The 21,470-nt window shown below is 74.0% G+C and carries 12 protein-coding genes; 5 read left to right on the plus strand and 7 right to left on the minus strand.

Annotated elements, in window-relative coordinates; translation table 11 throughout:
• Positions 1-6: 6 nt before the first annotated feature.
• The 4 genes from ACGF5U_RS05585 to ACGF5U_RS05600 form a co-directional block, all read right to left on the minus strand.
• Complete coding sequence (locus tag ACGF5U_RS05585) at positions 7-876, minus strand: hypothetical protein (protein ID WP_392713133.1); 870 nt, start codon at positions 874-876, stop codon at positions 7-9.
• Positions 877-1,316: 440 nt separating this feature from the next.
• A complete protein-coding gene (gene prfB, locus ACGF5U_RS05590; protein ID WP_392713134.1) occupies positions 1,317-2,423 on the minus strand; it encodes a peptide chain release factor 2 in 1,107 nt (368 codons plus the stop codon).
• An 82-nt stretch (positions 2,424-2,505) separates the two neighbouring features.
• The gene (locus ACGF5U_RS05595; RefSeq protein WP_392713135.1) at positions 2,506-3,741 is read right to left on the minus strand and encodes a serine/threonine-protein kinase; all 1,236 of its coding nucleotides are present in this window, start codon (positions 3,739-3,741) and stop codon (positions 2,506-2,508) included.
• 118 nt (positions 3,742-3,859) lie between these two features.
• Complete coding sequence (locus ACGF5U_RS05600; RefSeq protein WP_392713136.1) at positions 3,860-5,593, minus strand: serine/threonine-protein kinase; 1,734 nt, start codon at positions 5,591-5,593, stop codon at positions 3,860-3,862.
• Between the two features lie 530 nt (positions 5,594-6,123).
• On the opposite strand from ACGF5U_RS05600, the gene ACGF5U_RS05605 reads away from it, so the two are divergent.
• From ACGF5U_RS05605 to ACGF5U_RS05625, 5 genes are all read left to right on the plus strand, one after another.
• Complete coding sequence (locus ACGF5U_RS05605) at positions 6,124-9,576, plus strand: FHA domain-containing protein (protein ID WP_392713137.1); 3,453 nt, start codon at positions 6,124-6,126, stop codon at positions 9,574-9,576.
• Positions 9,577-9,707: 131 nt separating this feature from the next.
• Positions 9,708-11,069, plus strand: a complete 1,362-nt coding sequence (locus ACGF5U_RS05610; protein WP_392713138.1) for an ABC transporter substrate-binding protein — start codon at positions 9,708-9,710, stop codon at positions 11,067-11,069.
• A gap of 4 nt (positions 11,070-11,073) precedes the next feature.
• The gene (locus ACGF5U_RS05615) at positions 11,074-12,417 is read left to right on the plus strand and encodes a carbohydrate ABC transporter permease (RefSeq protein WP_392713139.1); all 1,344 of its coding nucleotides are present in this window, start codon (positions 11,074-11,076) and stop codon (positions 12,415-12,417) included.
• The gene (locus tag ACGF5U_RS05620; RefSeq protein ID WP_392713141.1) at positions 12,414-13,277 is read left to right on the plus strand and encodes a carbohydrate ABC transporter permease; all 864 of its coding nucleotides are present in this window, start codon (positions 12,414-12,416) and stop codon (positions 13,275-13,277) included. The genes ACGF5U_RS05615 and ACGF5U_RS05620 overlap by 4 nt, the downstream gene beginning before the upstream one ends.
• A 139-nt stretch (positions 13,278-13,416) precedes the next feature.
• Positions 13,417-15,714 carry a CDP-glycerol glycerophosphotransferase family protein gene (locus tag ACGF5U_RS05625; protein WP_392713143.1) on the plus strand — a complete coding sequence of 766 codons (2,298 nt, stop codon included), beginning with the start codon at positions 13,417-13,419 and terminating at the stop codon, positions 15,712-15,714.
• 57 nt (positions 15,715-15,771) lie between these two features.
• Here the strand turns inward: ACGF5U_RS05625 and ACGF5U_RS05630 are convergent, their stop codons facing one another.
• The 3 genes from ACGF5U_RS05630 to ACGF5U_RS05640 all read right to left on the minus strand — a co-directional run bounded on the left by ACGF5U_RS05630 (position 15,772) and on the right by ACGF5U_RS05640 (position 21,421).
• On the minus strand, positions 15,772-17,448 hold the full coding sequence (locus tag ACGF5U_RS05630; RefSeq protein WP_392713144.1) for a glycosyltransferase family 2 protein: 1,677 nt from the start codon (positions 17,446-17,448) through the stop codon (positions 15,772-15,774).
• Positions 17,445-19,766, minus strand: coding sequence for a CDP-glycerol glycerophosphotransferase family protein (locus ACGF5U_RS05635; RefSeq protein WP_392713146.1), 2,322 nt, complete (start codon positions 19,764-19,766; stop codon positions 17,445-17,447). The genes ACGF5U_RS05630 and ACGF5U_RS05635 overlap by 4 nt, the downstream gene beginning before the upstream one ends.
• Positions 19,767-19,852: 86 nt before the next feature.
• A complete protein-coding gene (locus tag ACGF5U_RS05640) occupies positions 19,853-21,421 on the minus strand; it encodes a methyltransferase domain-containing protein (RefSeq protein ID WP_392713148.1) in 1,569 nt (522 codons plus the stop codon).
• Positions 21,422-21,470: the final 49 nt, after the last annotated feature.

Raw genomic sequence — 21,470 nt, forward strand, 5'->3', positions numbered from 1 at the left:
CCTGGATCAGGCGGCGGTGCGGCCGCCGGCCACGAGACGCGGCAGGAAGCGGAAGCCGATACCGCCGGCGATCATGGTCGCGGCGCCGATCAGCAGGAACGAGGTCTCGGCGGCGCCGGTCTCCGCCAGCTCCTCCTTGGCCTTGCCCTGCTCGACCGGCTGGGAGCCGACGTTGTTGGTGCCCGGGTTGTTGTCGACGCACTCGGCGCCGTCGAGGTCGACGGTGCAGGTACCGGCGTCACCGGTGGCGGAACCGTTGGTACCGGAGCCACCCTGGTCACCCGAGCCACCCTGGTCACCCGAGCCACCCTGGTTACCGGAACCACCCTGGTTGCCGGAACCGCCCTGGTTGCCCGAGCCACCCTGGTTGCCGGAACCGCCCTGGTTGCCCGAGCCACCCTGGTCACCCGTGCCACCCTGGTCGCCGGAGCCACCCTGGTCACCCGTGCCACCCTGGTCGCCGGAGCCACCCTGGTCACCCGTGCCACCCTGGTCGCCGGAGCCACCCTGGTCACCCGAACCACCCTGGTCGCCGGAACCACCCTGGTCACCCGAACCACCCTGGTCGCCGGAACCACCCTGGTCACCCGAACCACCCTGGTCACCCGAGCCACCCTGGTCGCCCGTGCCACCCTGGTCGCCCGAGCCACCCTGGTCACCGGTACCGCCCTGGTCGCCGACACCGCCCGGGTCGCCGCCGCCGTCGACGCCGCCGATGGCTTCGAGCTCCAGACCGTTCTCGTTGGCCGTGACGCCGATACCGGCCGTCTCGTTGCCGAAGGCCGAGGCGGCACCCGCCGCGGTCAGGGACGCGCCGGCGGCGATCACCGCACCGGCAGCTATCCGCGCCACGCGGACCCGCGTCTTATTGGTCATCTGCCTGCTACCCCCAGTAGCTGTTCTCGTCAATGGAGCAGCGCGCTCGGGGCGGACGACACTGGGGGCGGCGTTCCGTTCCCCCGACCACACACGCCCCGGACATGCGCATGCCGCGCGCCAGCTTTCCCAGTTTTCGCAAGAGCGTCAAGGTCGTTGCGCGTGCGATGCCCGAAATGATCAAGCTTGCCCGACGTGCGGGGATGCAACTGTGACGTAAAAGGGGAACAGCCGCCCGATGAGCGGTCGTTCGTTGTCGACAAAGCGAGGAAATGACACAGCCACCGCTTGCTCCCGCGAATCGACAAAGGCGCCGGACCCGCGATCCCCCCTCCCGGACCCGCGATCCCCCCTCCCGGACCCGCGATCCCCTCCCGGACACGCGAACGGCGCCGGACCTCGTGGGAGGTCCGGCGCCGCCGGCACGGCGATCGCCGCCGCTACTTCTCCTGCTGCTTCCGCCAGCGGATGCCCGCCTCCAGGAAACCGTCGATCTCGCCGTCCAGGACGGACTGCGGGTTGCCGACCTCGAACTCGGTACGCAGGTCCTTGACCATCTGGTACGGGTGCAGGACGTACGAGCGCATCTGGTTGCCCCAGGAGCTGCCGCCGTCGCCCTTCAGGGCGTCCATCCTGGCCCGCTCCTCCTGGCGCTGGCGCTCCAGCAGCCGGGCCTGGAGGACGCGCATCGCGGATGCCTTGTTCTGGATCTGCGACTTCTCGTTCTGGCAGGACACCACGACACCGGTCGGGATGTGCGTGATGCGCACCGCCGAGTCGGTGGTGTTGACCGACTGGCCGCCGGGTCCTGAGGACCGGTACACGTCGATCCGGAGTTCGTTCTCCGGGATCTCGATGTGATCGGTCTGCTCCACGACCGGCAGCACCTCGACACCCGCGAAGGACGTCTGGCGGCGGCCCTGGTTGTCGAAGGGCGAGATGCGCACGAGGCGGTGCGTGCCCTGCTCGACGGAGAGCGTGCCGTACGCGTACGGGGCGTGCACGACGAAGGTGGTCGACTTGATGCCGGCCTCTTCCGCGTACGACGTCTCGTAGATCTCGGACTTGTAGTCGTGGCGCTCGGCCCAGCGCAGGTACATGCGCTGGAGGCGCTCGGCGAAGTCGGAGGCGTCGACGCCGCCGGCCTCCGCGCGGATCGTGACGAGGGCCTCGCGCTCGTCGTACTCGCCGGACAGGAGGGTGCGGACCTCCATCTCGTCCAGCGCCTTCTTCACCTCGGCGAGCTCCACCTCGGCCTCGGCGAGGGTGTCCGGGTCGTCCTCGGCCTCGGCGAGTTCGAAGAGCACCGCGAGGTCGTCGATACGCCCGCGCAGCGTCTCCGCCTTGCGGACCTCGGCCTGGAGGTGCGAAAGCTTGCTGGTGATCTTCTGTGCCGCTTCGGGGTCGTCCCACAGGGACGGCGCGGCCGCCTGCTCCTCGAGCACGGCGATGTCTGCCCTCATCTTCTCGAGGTCCAGGACGGCCTCGATCGACCCCATGGTCGAGGTGAGGGACTTCAGCTCTTCGGATACGTCGACGACTGCCACGGGTCCAGCGTAACGGCTGCCCGCGACAGGCCGTCCCCCGCTGCCCTCCGCCGTCCGCCGGACGGCACGGCCGCCGGCGGTGTCAGGGCTGCGTGGGGGACGACTGCCTGGAGTCCTGCGGTGGTGTGGAGTCGTCGTCGCCGCCGACCGCGAACCAGCCGCCGACGCCGACCGCCGCGGCCACCGCGACCGCCGCGGCACCCAGGGCGATCCGCCGCTTGCGGACCGCCTCGGACTTGTGGCGGGCCGAGCCGGGCCTGCGCTGGCCTGCGGCGCGCGGAGCGCGGGCGGTGCCGAGGGGGCCGCCGGAGAGCTCGTCGGGCGCCGGGACGCGCATCGAGGTGTGCGTGTCCCGGTTGGAGTCGGTGGACGAGCCCGGCACCAGCGGGACGGCGCCCCGGCGGGGACCGCCCGGAAGGGTGGGGTACGGGTCGTCCTCGTACGCGTCGGGGGCGGGCTCGGCGTCCGGTTCGTCGACATCCAGCGGTGGCATGCCCGCGACGAGCGGCAGCAGGTCGTGGAGGCGGGCGGCGAGCTCGGACGCGCGCAGCCGGGACGCGGGGGCCTTGGCCAGGCACTGGACGATCAGCTGCCAGAGCTCGTCGGGGATGCCGGGCAGCGGGACGACGGTCTCGGTGACGTGACGGCGCAGCACCGCCCCGGGGTGGCCGCCGCCGAACGGGGTGAACCCGGCGAGCAGCTCGTACAGGACCGTGGCGAGGGCGTAGATGTCGACGGCGGCGCGGGGCGGCAGACCCTCGACGATCTCCGGTGCCAGGTAGTCGGGGGTGCCGATGATCCGGTTCGACTTGGTGCGGCGCGGGGTGTCGATCAGCTTGGCGACGCCGAAGTCGGTGAGGAGGGCGGGGTGGGCGCCGCCGGGGCCGAGCGGGCCTTCCATGTCGAGGAGGATGTTCTCCGGCTTCACGTCCCGGTGCACCACCCCGGCCGCGTGGGCGGCGGCGAGGCCATCGGCGACATCGGCGATGATCGCGACGGCCGCGCCGGGGGCGAGGCGGCGCTCGCGGTCGAGGCGGGTGCGCAGGTCGGTGCCGCGGACGAGGTCCATGACGAGCGCGAGGTCGTTGCCGTCGACCACGAGGTCGCGGACGGAGACCACGCGCGCGTGGTCCAGTCCGAGCAGGGCCGTGCGCTCCTGGACGAAGCGTCCGACGAGCTCCTGGTCGGAGGCCAGGTCCTCGCGCAACAGCTTGATGGCGACGGGCCCCTCGGGGCCCTCGCCGAGCCACACCGTGCCGGCGCTGCCCCGTCCCAGGATCTGGTGGGCCGTGTACCGGCTGCCGATTTTCCGTGCCAAGACTGCTCCCTCAGCGGCTGGCGTTCCCGACCAAGTTACGCGCGCGTGGGCGCCGGTATTCACCTCGGAGGGGAAAACCACCCCTCCGAAGTCGACGGATCGGCGGGGTTACCGGTCGTTACGGTGTGGTGGTGCCGGAGTCCCCGCCGATCGCCGAGATCCAGTCGGACACGGTGGACACGGCGTCGCCGATGGCCTGCCAGTAGCTCTTGCCCTCGGCGATCCAGTCCTGGAGCGGGGTGAGTTCCCAGATGAGCCAGCCCGCCACGATGAACAGGACGATCGTGAAGAGACAGCCCTTGAGGCAGCCCAGGCCGGGGATGCGCATGGGGTTGGCGCTGCGCTGCCGGGGCGCGCGCGGCTCACGCGGGGCCGGTGGCTCGGGCTGCGGCCGTCGGGGCTGCTGCGGCTGCTGGTGCTGCGGCGGGTACTGCTGCCGCTGCTGCGGCTGAGGCGCGTACTGCTGCTGGGGCGGGGGCGGCGGCGCGTACTGCTGGTGCTGGGGAGGCTGCTGGGGCCGGTGCTGCGGCTGCTGGTGCTGGTGCTGGGGAGGCTGCTGATGATGGGGCTGGGGGGCGTACTGCTGCTGGCCGGGCTGCGGGGGCTGCGGCCGGCGCTGGGGACGGCGGCGCAGCGGGTCCTGGCTCGGGTCCAGGTACTGGATCTGCGTCTGCTCGTTGCGGTCGCGGGCGGCGCGCAGCTGGGTCTGCCAGGGGTGCGACTCCTCCGGCCGCTGCTGCGGAGGGCCGTCGGGACGCGGCGGTACGGGGGGCATGACGGCGGTGGGGTCGGCGGCGCCGGCCGGGCCCGTGGCGGGCAGCACGCTGGTCGCGGCGGCCGGGTCGTACGTGGAGGGGCCGCCGGGTCCGCCGGTGTTCGGCAGGACCTGCGTCGGGTCGGCCGAGCCGGGGACGCCGGACGCCCCGGGGACGGGCGCGGGGGACGGGTCGGGCGCCAGCAGCGCGCCGACGCCCTCGGCCGCCTCGATCTGGGCGGGCGTCGCGTGCACACCGATGCCGGAGGCGACGGTGCGCAGGCCGCGCGCGAGGTTCTCGGCGCTGGGACGGCGGTCCGGGTCCTTGCTGAGGCAGCGCTCGATGACCGTCCACAGGGGGCCGGGGACGGTGGACGGGCGGCGGGGCTCCTCGCTGAGGTGGCGGTGGAGCACTTCGAGCGCGGTGCCGCCGGCGAACGGCGGACGGCCGGTGACCAGCTCGTACAGCAGGATGCCGGCGCCGTAGATGTCCACGGCGGACGTCTGCGGGCGGCCCTCGGCGGACTCGGGCGCGACGTACGCGGGCGTGCCGACGAACTCGTGCGTACGGGTCAGGCCCGGGGAGTCGGCGAGCCGCGCGATGCCGAAGTCGGTCAGCATCGGGTGCATCTGCCCGTTCCGCTCGGCGAGCAGCACGTTGGCGGGCTTGAGGTCGCGGTGGACGACGCCGTCGGCGTGGCTGGCGGCGAGCGCGTCGGCGATCTGCGCGGTGAGCAGCGCGGCGGCGACCGGGGTGAGCGGGCCGTTCTCGCGGATGTAGCGGTGCAGGTCCGGGCCGTCGACCAGGTCCATGACGAGGGCGAGGAGGTCGCCCTCGACGACGAGGTCGCGGGTGCGGACGATGTTGGGGTGGGTCAGGCGGAGGAGGACGGAGCGCTCCCGCAGGAACCGCATCACCACGTCCGCGTCGTTCGCGAGCTCCTCCTTGAGGACCTTGATCGCGACGGTCTCGCCGGGCTGTCCGGGCACGGCCGCGTCGGCGCCCGCCGCCTCGTTCTGGCGGGCTCGCCAGACGGTGCCCGTGGCGCCGCGCCCGAGCGGCTCCTCGAGCAGGTACTTGCTGCCTACCGGCCGCACGTCATGCGCTCCCTGCGATCGTGGTCCTTGCCTGTCCGGGCCGCTGTCGGCTCCGCCCGGGTGTCCGACCCACTTTAGTGCCGTTCCGCTTCGTCCGAACGGCTCATTGGGCCGGTCGTACTCACCTCGCCCCCAGGACGGGTTCCGGACGGGTACCGGATGGGTTCAGGACGTCTCCCGGTCGGTGCCCGACGGCGGTCCGATCGGGTTCGAAAGGAAGACGTCTCCTCGACGGACATGGTTGCCCGACCGTTGTACCCCGAAAGGTCACGGATGATCCCAAGTGGACCACAAGCAGGCTCTTCCCTGATCAGGGCTGACCGTTCAAGATCACTTCGAGGTGGGCCGTGGGCGGGCTGTCGGTGGCAGGTGCGAGGATGCCTCCAGCACGGCTTGTCGCGGGGCCTGTTGGGCCCGCGACCCGTGCCGACCTGTACCGGACGACGTGTCCGCGCCGGGTAGGGGGAGGTCGACCTGCGTTCCCCCCGCCTTCTGCCCGGCGCGCCGCGCAGAAGGGACCGCTGACGGCGATGCAGATCCGGCTGACCGTCCTCGCGGCGCCGCCCACCGGCGGCCACACCGCGCGGCGCGCCTGCGACGTGCTCGTCACCGCACCGGCGGGGACCGCGCTGGCCGCCGTGGCGTCCGGCCTGGCCGCCGCCGTCTCGGGGCCCGACGCGTCGGGCGCCGTCGTGCTGTACGCGGGCCGCGAGCGGCTCGACCCGCAGCGGTGCGCCCTCGGCGAGCCCCCGCTCGTGGACGGCGCCGTGCTGTCGCTCCAGGCCCCCGGCGAGGACGACACCCCCCTCGACGGCGCGGCCGCCCGGCTGCACGTGGTCGCCGGGCCGGACGCGGGCGGCGTCCATCTGCTGCACGGCGGACGGATCGCGATCGGCCGCTCCGCCGACGCGGACGTCCCCCTCGACGACCCGGACGTCTCCCGGCTGCACTGCGAGGTGACCGTCGCGGACGACGGCCGGGTCACCGTGGCGGACCTTGGCTCCACCAACGGCACGACCCTCGACGGCAAGGACGTCGGCTCCCGTCCGGTCCGGCTCGCCCCCGGCGCGCTGCTGCGGCTGGGCGAGTCGGCGCTACGCCTCACGACGGGCCCCGCCGACGCGGACGGTACGGCCCCGGCGACGACGCCCGACGGGGAGGGCCACCTGCGCCTGCCGATCCGCCCCGGTACACCAGGGGGCGCTCCCGGAGCGGGCTCTCCCGACGAGGGGGCGGGGGCGCCGATCCGGCCGGTCTCCGGCGGGGCCGCCCCTGTGGTGCCGGCGGCGCGGCGGCCGTACGGAACGGCAGGTGGCGCGACCGCGACCGAGGGACAGGGCGCCGGGCACCCGGCACCCGCGCCGACCGGGCCCGCGCGCCCGGGGCCCGCGCACACGGCGCACGGTCCCGGCGGGCACGGTCACGCCGGTCAGACCGTGCACACCCGCGCGGCCGACGTGCCCGACGGCGCGGTGCCGCACAGCCGGGAGCCCGACCCCCGGCGCCAGGCGACGCCCGCGCGCGGCACCCATCTGCCCGAGGACATCACCCGCCGCGCGGGCGCCACGCCCGGGGACGGCACCCGCGCGCCCGGCGGCGCACCCGTGCCGTCCACACCCGAACCGTCCGCGCCCGTGCCCTCAGCCCCGGAGAGCTCGCCCCGGAGGCGTGGCATAGGAGCCTGGGCGCGGCGCCTCGCGGGCGGCCGCGCCGAGGGGCCGGCCGCCGGGCGGGCCCCGCACGACGCGCCGCCCGGGACGCCGCTCGCGGGCGCCACCACGCGCGGCGCCGCCCCGGAGACCTGGCCGGACCCCGCCGCCGTGCTGCTGGCCGCGCTCGGGCCGGGCGCCCGGCTCTGGGAGCGCGGCCCCGCGCACCCCGAAGCCCTGGTCGTACGGCTCGGCACCGCCGACCGGGCCGGGCTGCCCGCCGTACCGGTCACCGTCGGGCTGCGTGAGGCCGGGTCCCTCGCGCTGGCCGGGCCCCGCGCGCGGCTGGCCGGACTCGCCCGGTCCGCCGTGGCGCAGCTGGCCGCGCTGCACGCCCCCGCGGACCTGGAGACCGTGCTGATCAGCGCGGACCGGTCCCGGCCACTGGAGGAGCGCAAGCGCGACTGGGGCTGGCTCGGCTGGCTGCCGCATTCCCGCCCGGCGCACGGCCAGGACTGCCGGCTGCTGCTCGCGTACGACCGGGACCAGGCCGCCGCGCGCGCGGCCGAGCTCACCCGGCGGCTGGACGACGGGCCGCTCGGCCCCGGCTGGGCGAGCAGCGACCACCGGGACGTCGCCGAAGCGGCGGCGGCGTTCGACGGGACGCGCACGGTCGTGATCGTCGACGGGGACCCGGGCACGGCGGCGCTGCGCGAGACCATGGCGCGACTGGCGGGCGCGGGCGCGGCCGCCGGCATCCATCTGATCTGTCTGGCCGAAGCCCCGGCGGCGTCGGCGCTGTCACCGGTCGCGGCGACGTACGAGACGGCGTGCGCCGCCGCGCCGGCGATCCGCGAGTGCGGGGCGGTCGCCCTGCTGAGCGGGGACGTGGCGACGGCGCTGCGGCTGATGCGTACGGCGCAGGGCCGCCCGGTGGGCCATGGCACCGTCGCGGCGGTGGACGCGGTGTCCGTCGCCTGGGCCGAGCGGTTCGGGCGTGCCCTGGCGCCGCTGCGCGCCGAGGGCGGGGGCACGCGCGGGCGGGCGGCGACGGCGCTGCCCCGGTCGGCGAGGCTGCTGGACGAACTGGAGCTGGCGCGGGCCACGCCCGCGTCGCTGATGGCCCGCTGGGCGTCCGCGCCGGACGGTACGGCCGTGCTGGGCGCGGGGCCGCGCGGTCCGCTGGCCGTGGACCTGGTGGCGGAGGGACCGCATCTGCTGGTCGAGGGCCCGGCGGGCAGCGGCCGTACGGAGCTGCTGCGTTCCCTGGCGGCCTCGCTGGCCGCCGCGTCCCGCCCGGACCGGCTCGGGCTGCTCCTGGTGGACGGTTCGGGCGGCGAGCGGGGCGGTGACGGGCTGGCGCCCTGCATGGAGCTGCCGCACGCGCGGGAGCACCTGGTGGCGTCGGACCCGGTGCGCATGCGGGGGTTCGCGCAGGCGCTCGGGGCGGAGCTGAAGCGGCGGGCCGAGCTGCTGGGACGGCGGACGTTCGCCGAGTGGCAGGCGGCGCACGACGCGGCGGACCCTGCGGGCGCGCGCCGCGCGGAGCGTACGGACCGCACCGAGCGGATGGACAGCACCGAACGTACGGACCGCACCGACCGTGCGGACCAGGGCGGCGTTCCCGGGCAGCGGCACTCGTCCGAGCGGCCCGCCGGCACCACGGGAGCCGGCGATCTGGACACCCTCCCCAGCGGCACCACGATCCGCCTGCGCCCCGCCCGCACCGAGGAGACCCCAGGCGCCCGGAGAGGCCACGACGGCGGCGCCGAGGGGGCCGAAGGGTCCGGAGGTCCCGGCCTCCCCCGGCTGGTGGTGCTGGTGGACGACTTCGACGCGCTGATCGCGCCCGCGCTCGGCGCCCCCGGCCGGCCCGCGGCCGGTTCGGTGGTACGGGCGCTGGAGGCGGTGGCCCGCGACGGCGAGCGGCTGGGCGTCCATCTGGTGACGGCGTCCGCCCGCCCGGACCGTACGGCCGACACGGAACCGGCCCGGCACGCGCGGCTGCGGGTCGTCCTGGACGCCCGGCCCACCGCTCCCGGCCCCGACGACCCGATGCCGGGGCGTGGCCGGCTGGGCCATCCGGACGGGCGGGTGACCCCGTTCCAGGGCGGCCGGGTGACCGGGCGGATCCCGCGTACGGCGACGCTGCGGCCCACCGTCGTACCGCTGGAGTGGGAGCGGATGGGCGATCCGCCGACCCGGCGGCCCGTACGGGAGCTGGGCAACGGCCCGACGGACCTGGCCCTGCTCGCCAGCGCCCTGGAGCGGGCTGCCAGGTCGGTCGGCGCGGAGCCGCCCCAGCCCCTCACCCCCGACCCGAGCCACCGCTGACGTCACGTCACGAGCCCATCACGATCGTGCGGTTGACAGAGAAGGCGGTATTGCGGGCCCCGTAAGCACGGCGTAGACCGGATCGGAAGGAACATCGAGAGGACGACGCGCGCGGGAGAAACGGGGCAGAGATGCGTACAGCTCTTCGCACACGCAGGGCCATGGTCGCCATGGCAGCCGCAGGCGCTCTCGCCCTCACCGGCTGCGCCGACGAGGGCGGTTCCAGCGGCACGAACGAGGGCAAGGGCAAGGGCGGGAGCAGCGCGCCGACCGTCGAGTTACCGCGCCTGGACGGCGAGGAACTCCAGGTCGTGGCGGTGTGGACGGGCCCGGAGCAGCAGGCGTTCACCAAGGTGCTCAAGGAGTTCGAGAAGCGCACCGGGGCGAAGGTGTCGTACGTGCCGACCCAGGACGCGATGCTGAACTACATCGGGACGAAGATCGCCGGTGGCGCCCCGCCCGATGTGGCGATGCTCCAGCAGGTCGGCGCGCTCCACCAGGCGGTCGAGCGCAAGTGGGCCCGGCCGGCCGGTGCGGACGCCAGGGCGCAGCTCGCGAAGAACTTCTCGCGGGGCTGGCAGGACCTCGGCTCGGTCGACGGCACCCGGTACGGCGTGTACTTCAAGGCCGCGAACAAGTCGCTGGTCTGGTACAACACCGCCGTCTTCGACAACGCGGGCGCGAGCGAGCCGAAGACGTGGAAGGAGTTCCTGTCCACGGCCGAGACGATCTCCGCGTCCGGGGTGACGCCGGTGTCCGTCGGCGGCGCGGACGGCTGGACCCTCACCGACTGGTTCGAGAACGTCTACCTGTCGCAGGCGGGCCCGGAGAAGTACGACCGGCTGGCGAAGCACGAGATCAAGTGGACCGACCCGTCCGTCACCCGGGCCCTCACCACCCTCGCCGAGCTGTTCGGCAAGCCGAACCTGATCGCGGGCGGCGCGGACGGCGCACTGCAGACCGAGTTCCCGGCGTCCGTCACCCAGACGTTCACCGGCGGCGACCAGCCCAAGGGCGCGATGGTCTTCGAGGGCGACTTCGTCTCCATCAACATCGCGCAGACCGAGGCGAAGGTCGGTACGGACGCCAAGGTGTTCCCGTTCCCCGCGGTCGGTGCGGAGCCCCCGGTGGTGACCGGCGGCGACGTGGCGGTCGCGCTGACCGACCGGCCCGCGACCCAGGCGCTGCTGACGTTCCTCGCGACGCCGGACGCGGCCCGGATCTGGGCGGGCGAGGGCGGGTTCCTCTCCCCCAACAAGGCCCTGGACCCGGCCGCGTACCCCAACGACGTCCAGCGCGGGATCGCGGAGGCGCTGATCGCGGCGGGCGACGACTTCCGCTTCGACATGTCGGACCAGATGCCGCAGTCGTTCGGCGGAACGCCCGGCAAGGGCGAGTGGAAGGCCCTCCAGGACTTCCTGAAGAACCCGAAGGACATCGCGGGCACCCAGGCACGCCTGGAGGCCGACGCGGCCAAGGCGTACAAGAGCTGACGTCATGGCCACGACGGCGGCGAACACGGCGGGGGCGGCGCCGCCCCCGCCCGTACGCAAGAGCGTCACGGGCACCCGCAAGCTGGTCGCGGCCGGCTTCCTGCTGCCCGCGCTGGTCCTGCTCGGCGCGCTGGTGGTCTATCCGATCGCGTACTCGGTGTACCGGTCGTTCCTGGACCAGCCGGGCAGCGGCTTCGCGGGCCTGGACAACTACGTCGAGATCTTCTCCGACGACACGATCCTCACCGCCGTCAGGAACAACGCGATCTGGGTGGTCGTGGCCCCGACGGTGGCCACCGCCCTCGGCCTGGTCTTCGCGGTGCTGACGGAACGGGTCAGCTGGGGTACGGCGTTCAAGCTGATCGTCTTCATGCCGATGGCCATCTCCATGCTGGCCGCCGGCATCATCTTCCGGCTGGTGTACGAGCAGGACCCGGAGCGCGGGGTCGCCAACGCGGTGTGGGTGGGCGTGCACGACACGTTCGCCGAGTCCGCGGGCTACCCCAAGGCGCGCCCGCTGCCCGTCCACCCGCTGAAGGCGGCGGGCGGCGGGGCGTTCATCACGAAGGAGCCGGTGCGGGCGGGCACCCTCGTCCAGCTGCCGCTGGTGGGCGTGGCGCCCGCGAAGATGCCCGGCGACGCCCGCCCGGCGGCCCCGGCGAGCCCCGCCGGCGACCGGGTCACGGGCACGGCGTGGCTGGACTTCACCCGGGGCGGCGGCGGCCGGCCGAACGTCATCGACGCACGCGAACTCGGCCTGAAGGGGCTGAAGGTGGAGGCGGTCAGGGACGGCGCTGTGGTGGCGTCGGCCACCGCGGCGGCGGACGGCACCTTCAGCCTCCCGGCCACGGCCGACGGCGCCCACCTGCGGCTGCCCGAGTCCAACTTCCGCGAGCGGTACAACGGCGTCGACTGGCTCGGCCCGACCCTGGTGACGCCGGCCATCATCGGCAGCTACGTGTGGATGTGGGCCGGCTTCGCGATGGTGCTGATCGCCGCGGGCCTTGCGGGCCTGCCCCGCGAACTGCTGGAGGCGGCCCGGGTGGACGGCGCGAACGAGTGGCAGGTCTTCCGCCGGATCACGGTCCCGCTGCTGGCGCCGGTCCTCGCGGTGGTCCTGGTCACGCTGATGATCAACGTGCTGAAGATCTTCGACCTGGTGTTCATCATCGCCCCCGGCTCCGTCCAGGACGACGCGAACGTCCTGGCGCTCCAGCTCTACCGCTCGTCGTTCGGCACGGACGCCCACCTGGGGATCGGCAGCGCGATCTCGGTCCTCCTGCTGCTGCTCGTCATCCCGGTGATGTTCTTCAACATCCGGAGAATCCGGAAGGAGACGCGGCGATGAACGGTTCGCGCACCTCGGCCGCGGCCCGCCTCGTGGGCCGGGTCGGCGGCGGGGCGGTGCGGGTCTTCCTGATCGTGGTGGCGCTGTTCTGGCTGATGCCGACGGTCGGGCTGCTGATCTCCTCGCTGCGCGACCCCGCCGACATCAGCGCCAGCGGCTGGTGGCGGGTGTTCGGCGCGCCGGCCCGGATCACCGCCGACAACTACACGTCCCTCCTCCGCAACGACACGATCACCGACTCCCTCCTGTCCACCGTCCTGATCACCGTCCCGGCGACGGTCCTGGTGGTCGTGATCGGCTCGCTCGCCGGGTACGCCTTCGCGTGGATGGAGTTCCCCGGCCGCGACTGGTGGTTCCTGGTGGTGGTGGGCCTGCTGGTGGTCCCCGTGCAGGTCGCGCTGGTTCCGGTGTCGAAGCTGTTCGGCGAGATCGGCCTCTTCGAGACGACGCTCGGGGTCGTCCTCTTCCACACCGCCTTCGGACTGCCCTTCGCGATCTTCCTGCTGCGCAACTTCTTCGCGGAGATCCCGCGTGAGCTGCTGGAGGCGGCCCGGCTCGACGGCGCGGGCGAGGTCCGGCTGTTCACGCGGGTGGTCATGCCGCTCGGCGGCCCGGCGATCGCCTCGCTCGGCATCTTCCAGTTCCTGTGGGTCTGGAACGACATGCTGATCGCCCTGATCTTCGCCGACTCCGACTCGCCGCCGATCACGGTCGCCCTCCAGCAGCAGGTACGGCAGTTCGGCAACAACATCGACATCCTGGCGCCGGGCGCCTTCGTGTCGATGGTCGTCCCGCTGGCCGTGTTCTTCGCCTTCCAGCGCCAGTTCGTGTCGGGGGTGATGGCGGGTGCGGTGAAGTGACACCAGGTCAAGACGCGTACCGGTTGATCACCTTCCCCCGACGGTGCGGTGCCCCGGGAAACCGGGGCGTCACGGGTCGTTCGTCCCCCGTATGCCACGGCGTACGTAACCCGGTCGGTCCATCGGAGGTTTCCGGGCCATGCCCCGGTTCAGCGTCATCGTCCCCGCGTACAAGGTCCAGGCCTATCTGCACGAATGCCTGGAGTCGGTACTCCGCCAGTCCTTCGACGATCTGGAGCTGATCGTCGTGGACGACTGCTCGCCCGACGGCGGCGGGGCGGTCATCGACGAGTTCGCGGCGCGCGACCGCCGGGTCGTGGCCCTGCACCTGCCGGAGAACCACGGGCTGGGGCCCGCGCGGAACGTGGGCCTCGCCCGGGCCACCGGGGACTACGTAGTGTTCCTGGACGGTGACGACGTCCTCGTGCCGGGCGCGCTGCGGGCGGTCGCTGACCGGCTGAAGGAGACCGGCTCGCCCGATGTGCTGCTGTACGACTACGCCCGGACGTACTGGTCGGGCGACGCCGTGCGCAACGAGTTCTCCCGCCACCTCACCGAGGACGGGCCCGCGCCGTTCACGCTGGCGGACCGGCCGGGGCTGCTGCAGGTCCTGATGGTGGTGTGGAACAAGGCGTACAAGCGGGAGTTCCTGGAGCGCGAGGGCTTCGCCTTCCCGCCCGGCTTCTACGAGGACGCGCCGTGGACGTATCCGGCGCTGATGGCCGCCGGGTCGATCGCCACCCTCGACCGGGTGTGCGTCCACTACCGGCAGCGGCGCACCGGCTCCATCCTGCGGACGACGAGTCCCCGGCACTTCGACCTCTTCGACCAGTACGAGCGGGTCTTCGCGTTCCTCGACGCGCGGCCCGAGCTGGCGTGCTGGCGGCCCGTGCTGTTCCGCCGGATGGTCGACCACTTCACCTCGGTGTTCACCGCGCCCGGCCGGCTGCCGCGCGGCACCCGCGCCGACTTCTTCCGCCGCGCCCGCGCCCACTACCGCCGGTACCGGACGCCGGGCGCCACGCCCAAGTTCACGACCCGGCTGCGGCACGCCCTGGTCCGGTTCGGCTGCCACCGCGCGTTCCGGGCGATCACGTCCGCGCGGGGCCTGAAGAAGCGGGCCGTACGGTTCGGTTCGGCGGTGCTGCGGGCGCTGCGCGGCGGGCTCCTCCAGCTCCACTACCGGTTCCAGCGGCTGCTGCCGGTCCGATCCGACCTGGCCGTGTTCGGCGCCTACTGGGGTCGCGGGTACGCGTGCTCGCCGGCCGCCCTGGAGGCGCGGGTGCGGGAGCTGGCCCCGCACATCCGTACGGCCTGGATCTGCGCTCCGGAGCACGCGGGGACCGTGCCGGGCGGTACGCGGGTGCTGCGCCAGGGTTCGGTGGCGTACTGGTCGGCGCTGGCCCGCGCCCGGTATCTGGTCGGCAACGTCAATCCGGACCGGCGGCTGGTCAAGCGCCCGGGGCAGCTGCTGATCCAGACGCAGCACGGCACCCCGCTGAAGCACATGGGCCTGGACCTCCAGTACCGGCCGGCCGCGGCGCGGTCCATGGACTTCCCCGAGCTGCTGCGCAACATCGACAAATGGGACTACCTGCTCTCCGGGAACCGGCACTCCACGCTCGTGTGGGAGCGGGTCTACCCGGCCGCCTACCGCACGCTGGAGTACGGCTCGCCGCGCAACGACGTCTTCCAGCGGGCGACCGCCGATGACGTGGTGCGGCTGCGGGCCGCGCTCGGCATCCCCGCCGGGCACACGGCGATCCTGTACGCGCCCACCCACCGCGACCACGTACGTCCGCAGCCCCGGCTGCTGGACCTGGAGCGGATCCTGACGGCGCTCGGCCCGCGGTTCGTGATCCTCCACCGCCCCCACCCCACCCACGGCGGCGACGCGGTCCCGTCGGCGGCGACGCCGCACCCGCGGGTCGTCGACGTGTCAGCGCACCCGTCCGTCGAGGAGCTGTGCCTGGCGTCGGACGCGCTGGTCACGGACTATTCGTCGCTGATGTTCGACTACGCCGGCCTGGACCGGCCGATCGTCGTGCACACCGAGGACTGGGAGGCGTACACGGCGGCCCGCGGCACCTACTTCGACGTGCGGGCGTTCCCGCCGGGCGCGGTCGCCCGCAGCGAGGACGAACTGATCGACATCTTCGCCACCGGCCACTGGCGCGGTTCGCGGTCCGCGCAGTTGCGGGCCGCGTTCCGGGCGCGGTTCTGCCCGTACGACGACGGGCACGCCGCCGAGCGGGTGGTGCGGCACCTGTTCCTGGGCGAGGACCCGGCGGGGCTGCCGCCGGTGGTCCCGCCGGACGAGCGGCGCCCGGCCCCGGCACCGGCCGCCGTGGAGGAGGCCGGGGGCGACGGTGCGGGGCTCTTCCCGTCGCCGCAGCGCCCCGGTGACGACCGGGAGGGGTCGCCGCTCATCAGCTGACGCCAGGGGCCGGGGCGGCGGCCGGGGCGCGGCGCGGGCCGACGGCCGGGGTGGTCGTCAGCCGCGGATCAGCGCCTTGGCCGCCTTGCGGACCGGGGCGCGCCGGCCGACCGGGACGAGCAGGCGGCCGACGACTCCTCTCGGCTGCCAGCGCAGCTGGAGCCGGCCCGCGTCGCGGCCCTCCGGCTCCACCGTGATCCGGTGCCGGCCGGGGCCCGGCACGTCGAACGGCTCGAAGGACGGCGGCGCGAGCACCACGCCGGTGTTGTGCGCCGGTCCGTCGGTGAGTTCGAGCACCGGGTGCCGTACGCCCGCGAAGCCGTACACCGGCAGGGAAGCGGCGCCCGGGTCGAGCCGTACGGTGCCCTCGAAGACACCGCGCCCCGCCGGGTCCAGACGCAGCCGGGTGGTCAGCCGCCGTCCGGCGGGGGCGAGGTGCAGGGCGGCGACGTGCGGCGCGAGCGCGAGCCGCCGCCCGGGGTCGTAGGTGCGCAGGTCCAGGTCGACGGTGCCGCCAGGTCCCCGCTCGACCCGGGTGATCTCGTGCCGGAACCCGGCGGCCGCGAACGGGCAGTCGGCCAGGTCCCAGTCGGTGATGTCCAGGTCGCGCCGGGACGCCTCGCAGCGGGGCGGCACCGCGCCCCAGTACGTACGTCCTGTCCGGTCGCCGACCGTCTCGCGGGGGGCCGTGGCATGGGCGAGGCCCCGCGCGGCGAGCCGTACCTCCTCGTACCTGCCGTCGCGCAGCAGGCCCACGACGACGCGCTCGGCGCGGCCGAGCCGTTCGTACGCGGCACCGGACAGCCCGTCCAGGTAGGGGACCGTCTCGGCGGCGAACTCGGCGATCCAGTCGAGGTCCCGGTAGGGCAGGTCGCCCGCGTACAGGCGCAGGTCGTGGGAGAGGAACTTGAAGTCCTTCTCCTCGCGCAGGGCGGCCGGGCTGTTCCGCTCGGTGAGGAAGGCGTCGATGCGCCGGGCGATGGTGATCCGGTCGCGGACGTTGGCGATGAGGTGGCGCCGGTTGGAGATGGTGGCGGAGTCGGCGGCGGCGTAGGGGGCGAAGTACCAGCGGTAGACGGGCTCGGTGATGACCCGGAACGCGCGGGCGAGGGTGTACGCCTGGGCGGAGAACAGCTGGTCCTCGTAGTGCAGGCCCTCGGGGAAGCGCAGCGCGTGCCGGTCGAGGAACTCCCTGCGGTACATCTTGTTGGTCGACAGGGGTTCGAACAGGAGCCGGGGCTCGGCCTCGATGCCGTGGACCGTGCGGCGCCGGTCGAACAGGGAGGGCATCCACAGGGAGGTCGTCGCGGTGTCGGTGCGGATCCGTTCGACCGCGCCCATCGTGAAGTCGACGTCGTCCTCGGCGTGTGCGGCGAGGAGCAGTTCGACGGCCTTCGGCGGGAGTTCGTCGTCGCTGTCGAGGAACATCAGGAACGGGGCGCGGGCGATGTCCATGGCGCGGTTGCGGGGCACGCCGCAGCCGCCGCTGTTGCGTTCGAGGCGGAGCACCCTGATCCGGTCGTCGCGGGCGGCGAGTTCGGCGGCCACCCTGGGGGTGGCGTCCGTCGAGTGGTCGTCGCTGATGACGATCTCGATGGCGCGGTGCGTCTGGGCGCGGACCGACGCGACGGCGCGCGGCAGCCGGTCGGCGTCGTTGTGGACGATGACCGTGACGGTCACGTCGGGGTCGCGGGGCGCGGTGGTCGGCCTGCCGACCGGGTGCGTACGGCTCATCGGCGCACGGCCTCCTGCGGCGTGGGTGCGGGGGTGCGGCGGGCGAGGGGCAGGACGGGCGGCAGCGATTCCTCGCCTTCGCCGAGGAAGACCCGGCGGACGACGCGTTCGGCGGCGCGCCCGTCGTCGTACTGGCAGAACCGCAGCCGGAAGTCGTGGCGCAGTTTGCCGGCCGCCTCGTCGCACCAGGTGCCGTCGCGCAGCAGGTCGGCGAGTTCGCCCTGGCTGGTGGCGACATGGCCGGGCGGCTCGGCCGTGAGGTCGAAGTAGACGCCCCGGGTGCGGGTGTAGGTGTCCCAGTCGTCGGCGTGGACGATGACGGGGCGGTCGAGGTTGGCGTAGTCGAACATGATCGACGAGTAGTCGGTGATGAGGGCGTCGGCGGCGAGCAGCAGCTTCTCGACCGGGTCGAAGCGGGTCACGTCGAGGACGCGGGCCCCGGTGGCGGGCCGGTGGTCGTCGGCGTGGAAGTAGTGGCCGCGTACCAGGAGGACGGTGTCGTCGCCGAGGTCGGCGGCCAGCCGCCGGAGGTCGACGCGGGGCGTCCAGCGGGTCTCGTAGTCGCGGTGCGTCGGCGCGTACAGCAGGGCGCGCGTGCCGGGTTCGAGCCCGAGGGCGGCGCGGGCGGCGAGGACGTCGTCGGCGGTCGCCCGGTAGAGGACGTCGTTGCGGGGGTAGCCGTAGTCGAGCGACCGGAAGCCGGACGGGTAGGCGCGCTGCCAGGTCTCGGTGGAGTGGCTGTTGGCGGACAGGCTGTAGTCCCAGCGGTCGACGCGTTCCAGCAGGGCGTCGAAGTCGAGGGCGCGCGCCGCCGCCGGAAAGGGCCGCTGGTCGACGCCCATGTGCTTGAGCGGGGTGCCGTGATGGGTCTGGACGTGCACGGTGCCGGGGCGCTTGACGACGCCGTCGGCGAAGTTGACGTTGTTGACGAGGTACTTGGCGCGGGCCAGCGTGGTCCAGTAGCGGGCGGTCCCGGGGACCACGTGCTCGGTGCCGGGCGGCAGCAGCGGTACGCGGTCGGCTTCCACGACCCACACCTGGCGGATGTCCGGGGCCAGTTCGGCGAGCTCGGCGGCGATCGCGGCCGGGTTGCAGGCGATGCCCCGCCCCCAGTACGCGGAGAAGACCGCGAGGTCCTGGTCGACGCCCCGGCGCAGCGCGCCCCGGTAGCGGAGCCGGGTTCCGGCGGTGGCGGCGCGGCGCGCCCCGGTGGCGGCGGCGGCCCGGACGGTACGGTGCCGCTCGTTCGCGGCGCGCAGCAGCAGGTACGGCAGCTGGGCGTCGTGGGCGAGCAGCAGCTGGCGCACCCCGTCGAGGCCGCGGGGGCGGTGGTGGCCGTCGGGGCGGAACAGGGCGGCGTGCCGGGCGGCGCGCCGGAAGAACTCGGCGGCCTCGGCCGGCGGGAGTCCGGTGCGCCGGGCGAGGGTCGTCAGATAGTCGTCGACCATCCGGTCGTACAGCCGGGAGCGCAGCGCGTCGGGCGCGGACGCGGCGGCGGCGAGCCGGTGCAGCCGCTCGTACTGGCCGAAGACGGCGAACCGCCGGGCGGACCCGGCCGCGTGCCGTTGGGCGGGGCGGTCGTCGCGGTGCGTGAACGCGACGGTGTCGCAGCAGGTGATGGCGCGGGCCAGCAGCAGCACCGCGTAGGAGAGGTAGAGCTCGTCGTGGCCCTCGGTGCCGATGAGGTCGGGGTGCTCGGCGAGGAGCGCGGTGCTGATGAGGCGGTTGCCGAGCAGGGGCGCGGTGGTGAGGAGGTCGGGGCGGCGGGCGAGGGTGGTGCCCGTGCCGCCGGGCCGGGTGAGGACGGCGGTGTCGTCGCCGGGCGCCGCGCTGTCCCACCAGGTGGCGCGGTGGTGGTCGCACAGCAGGACGTCCGGCCCGTGCGCGTCGGCACCGCCGGTCCTGCCGGACTGCCGGTCGAGGCGGCGCGCGAGCGCGGCGGCGGCACCGTCGGGGAGCAGGTCGGCGGGGTTCAGGAACTGGAGGTACGCCCCGGTGGCGGCGCGGGCGGCGGCGGCGCGGGCCCCGGCCGCGTGGGTGCCGGGGTCCACGCTCACCACGGTGACGCGCGGATCGCGCAGGGCGTGGCGTTCGGCGAGCGCGCGGGCGGGCTCGCCGGCGACGGCGACGACGATGTCCAGGCCGGGGTGGTCCTGCCCGGTGACGCTGTCCAGGCAGGCGCGGAACCGGTGGTACGGGGCGTGCCCGGACACGATGACGCTGAGCGCGGGCCGGGGAGCGGGACGGGGCCTGTGGACGGCCGAGCCTGGCGCGGAGCCGCTCGGCTCGTGGTGGGGCTGGGGGCTGGGCTTGGGCATGGGGGCGTACGGTCCTTGGGGCGAGGGGGGCGGCTGCGTGCGGCGCACGGGGCGGACGCGTCGGCGGCCCTCCCCGTGCGGGTCGTTCACACCCCCACCCGGTCTCCCGCCCGGCCGCCGGTGCCGGCCGTGGCGGTGGTCCGTCCGGCCGGCCGGTCGTCGGGCACGAACTGGCGGCTGAGGATGTCCTGGACGGCGACGTGCTCCCCGGCGACGATCGTGCGCGACGCGTGGGGGGTGAGCACGGCGACGTACTGGTAGCCGAAGACGGTCGGCCGGATCCGGGTCAGCACCTTCGACAGGCCGCCGAGGGCCTTCGCGAGCGGGCCGCCGCCCAGCACCGACCAGAACGGCGCCCCGGTCGCGGCGAGGGACAGCACGTCGTACCCGGCGGAGCGCACCGTCCTGCGGAGGCTGGCCCGGCTGAAGAAGCGCAGATGCGTCTCGTCGAGGATGCCGCGCCGGTCGTAGTCGAAGACGCCGAGCGCGACCCGCAGCCGCGCGTACCAGTGCCCGAAGTTCGGTACGGACAGCAGGACCCGGCCGTCGGGGCTCAGGACGTCCCGCAGCTGGGCGAGCAGGCGCTCCGGGCGGGACAGGTGCTCGATGACGTCACCGGCGACGACGTAGTCGTAGCCGTCGCCGACGCCGTCGGGCAGCCCTTCCTCCAGGTCGGCGAGGAAGAACCGCGAGCAGCGGCCGCGTACCCCCTCCACCTCCACGTGGTCGATGCCGGTCACCTGGTGGCCGAGTGCTTCCAGGCGCTCGGCGAACAGCCCGCCGGAGCAGCCGACGTCGAGGACGCGGCCGGGCGGCAGGGACCGCATGCGGTCCAGGATCACGGAGTGCGAGGAGCCGTCGCCCTCCTTGAAGGCGTAGTCCACGGGCTTGGGGATCCAGTCGCAGGTGCCGAACCCCTTCTTCGCCAGCCGGTAGGCGAGGACGTCCTTGACGACGTCCTTGGCGTAGCGCATGCCGTTGACGTAGCAGATCTCGTCGCCGTAGTAGGTCGGGATGGGCAGCTCGCGGATGCGCATCCCGGCGTCGAAGAGCTGCACGATGATCTGGGTGTCGAAGTCGAACGCGTCGGTGTTGCGCTCGACCGGCAGCCTGCGCAGGGCGTCCACGCTGTAGGCGCGGTAGCCGGAGTGGAACTCGCTGAGCCGGGTGCCGAGGAGCCGGTTCTCCAGCCGGGTCAGGACGCGGTTGCCGAGCCACTTGTACAGCGGCATGCCGCCGCGCAGCGCATCCCTGGGCCGCATCATCCGGGAGCCGAACACGGCGTCGCACTCGCCGCGCTCCAGCGGCGCGACGAGCTGCGGGAGCAGTTCGGGTGCGTACTGGCCGTCGCCGTGCAGCAGGACGACGATGTCGAGGCCGCGGGCGGCGGCCAGGGCGTAGCCGGCCTTCTGGTTCCCTCCGTAGCCGAGGTTCTTGGTGTGCCGCATCACGACGGTGGGCGGCCGGCCCTCCCGCTGCGACCAGCGGCAGCCTGCGGTGAAGGTGGCGTCATGGCTGGCGTCGTCCAGGATCAGGATTTCGGCGATCTTCGACCGGAAGTCGGCGGGGATCCGGTCGAGGGTCTTCTCCAGCGTCGATTCCGCGTTGTACGCCACCACCAGGATGCCGATCCTGGGGCTCCGGCCTTCCGTCACGGTGCTTCTCCACTCTCACGGGGGGTCGAGGTCTGGCAGGGGGCTATGC

The sequence above is a fragment of the Streptomyces sp. NPDC047886 genome, assembly GCF_043204435.1.
Taxonomy (GTDB): Bacteria; Actinomycetota; Actinomycetes; order Streptomycetales; family Streptomycetaceae; genus Streptomyces.

Excerpts from the sequence above, each read along its gene's own strand:
- ACGF5U_RS05585 (WP_392713133.1), bottom strand. The coding sequence starts at position 876 with ATGACCAATAAGACGCGGGTCCGCGTGGCGCGGATAGCTGCCGGTGCG.
- ACGF5U_RS05605 (WP_392713137.1), top strand. The coding sequence starts at position 6,124 with ATGCAGATCCGGCTGACCGTCCTCGCGGCGCCGCCCACCGGCGGCCAC.
- ACGF5U_RS05610 (WP_392713138.1), top strand. The coding sequence starts at position 9,708 with ATGCGTACAGCTCTTCGCACACGCAGGGCCATGGTCGCCATGGCAGCC.
- ACGF5U_RS05615 (WP_392713139.1), top strand. The coding sequence starts at position 11,074 with ATGGCCACGACGGCGGCGAACACGGCGGGGGCGGCGCCGCCCCCGCCC.
- ACGF5U_RS05620 (WP_392713141.1), top strand. The coding sequence starts at position 12,414 with ATGAACGGTTCGCGCACCTCGGCCGCGGCCCGCCTCGTGGGCCGGGTC.
- ACGF5U_RS05625 (WP_392713143.1), top strand. The coding sequence starts at position 13,417 with ATGCCCCGGTTCAGCGTCATCGTCCCCGCGTACAAGGTCCAGGCCTAT.
- ACGF5U_RS05630 (WP_392713144.1), bottom strand. The coding sequence starts at position 17,448 with ATGAGCCGTACGCACCCGGTCGGCAGGCCGACCACCGCGCCCCGCGAC.
- ACGF5U_RS05635 (WP_392713146.1), bottom strand. The coding sequence starts at position 19,766 with ATGCCCAAGCCCAGCCCCCAGCCCCACCACGAGCCGAGCGGCTCCGCG.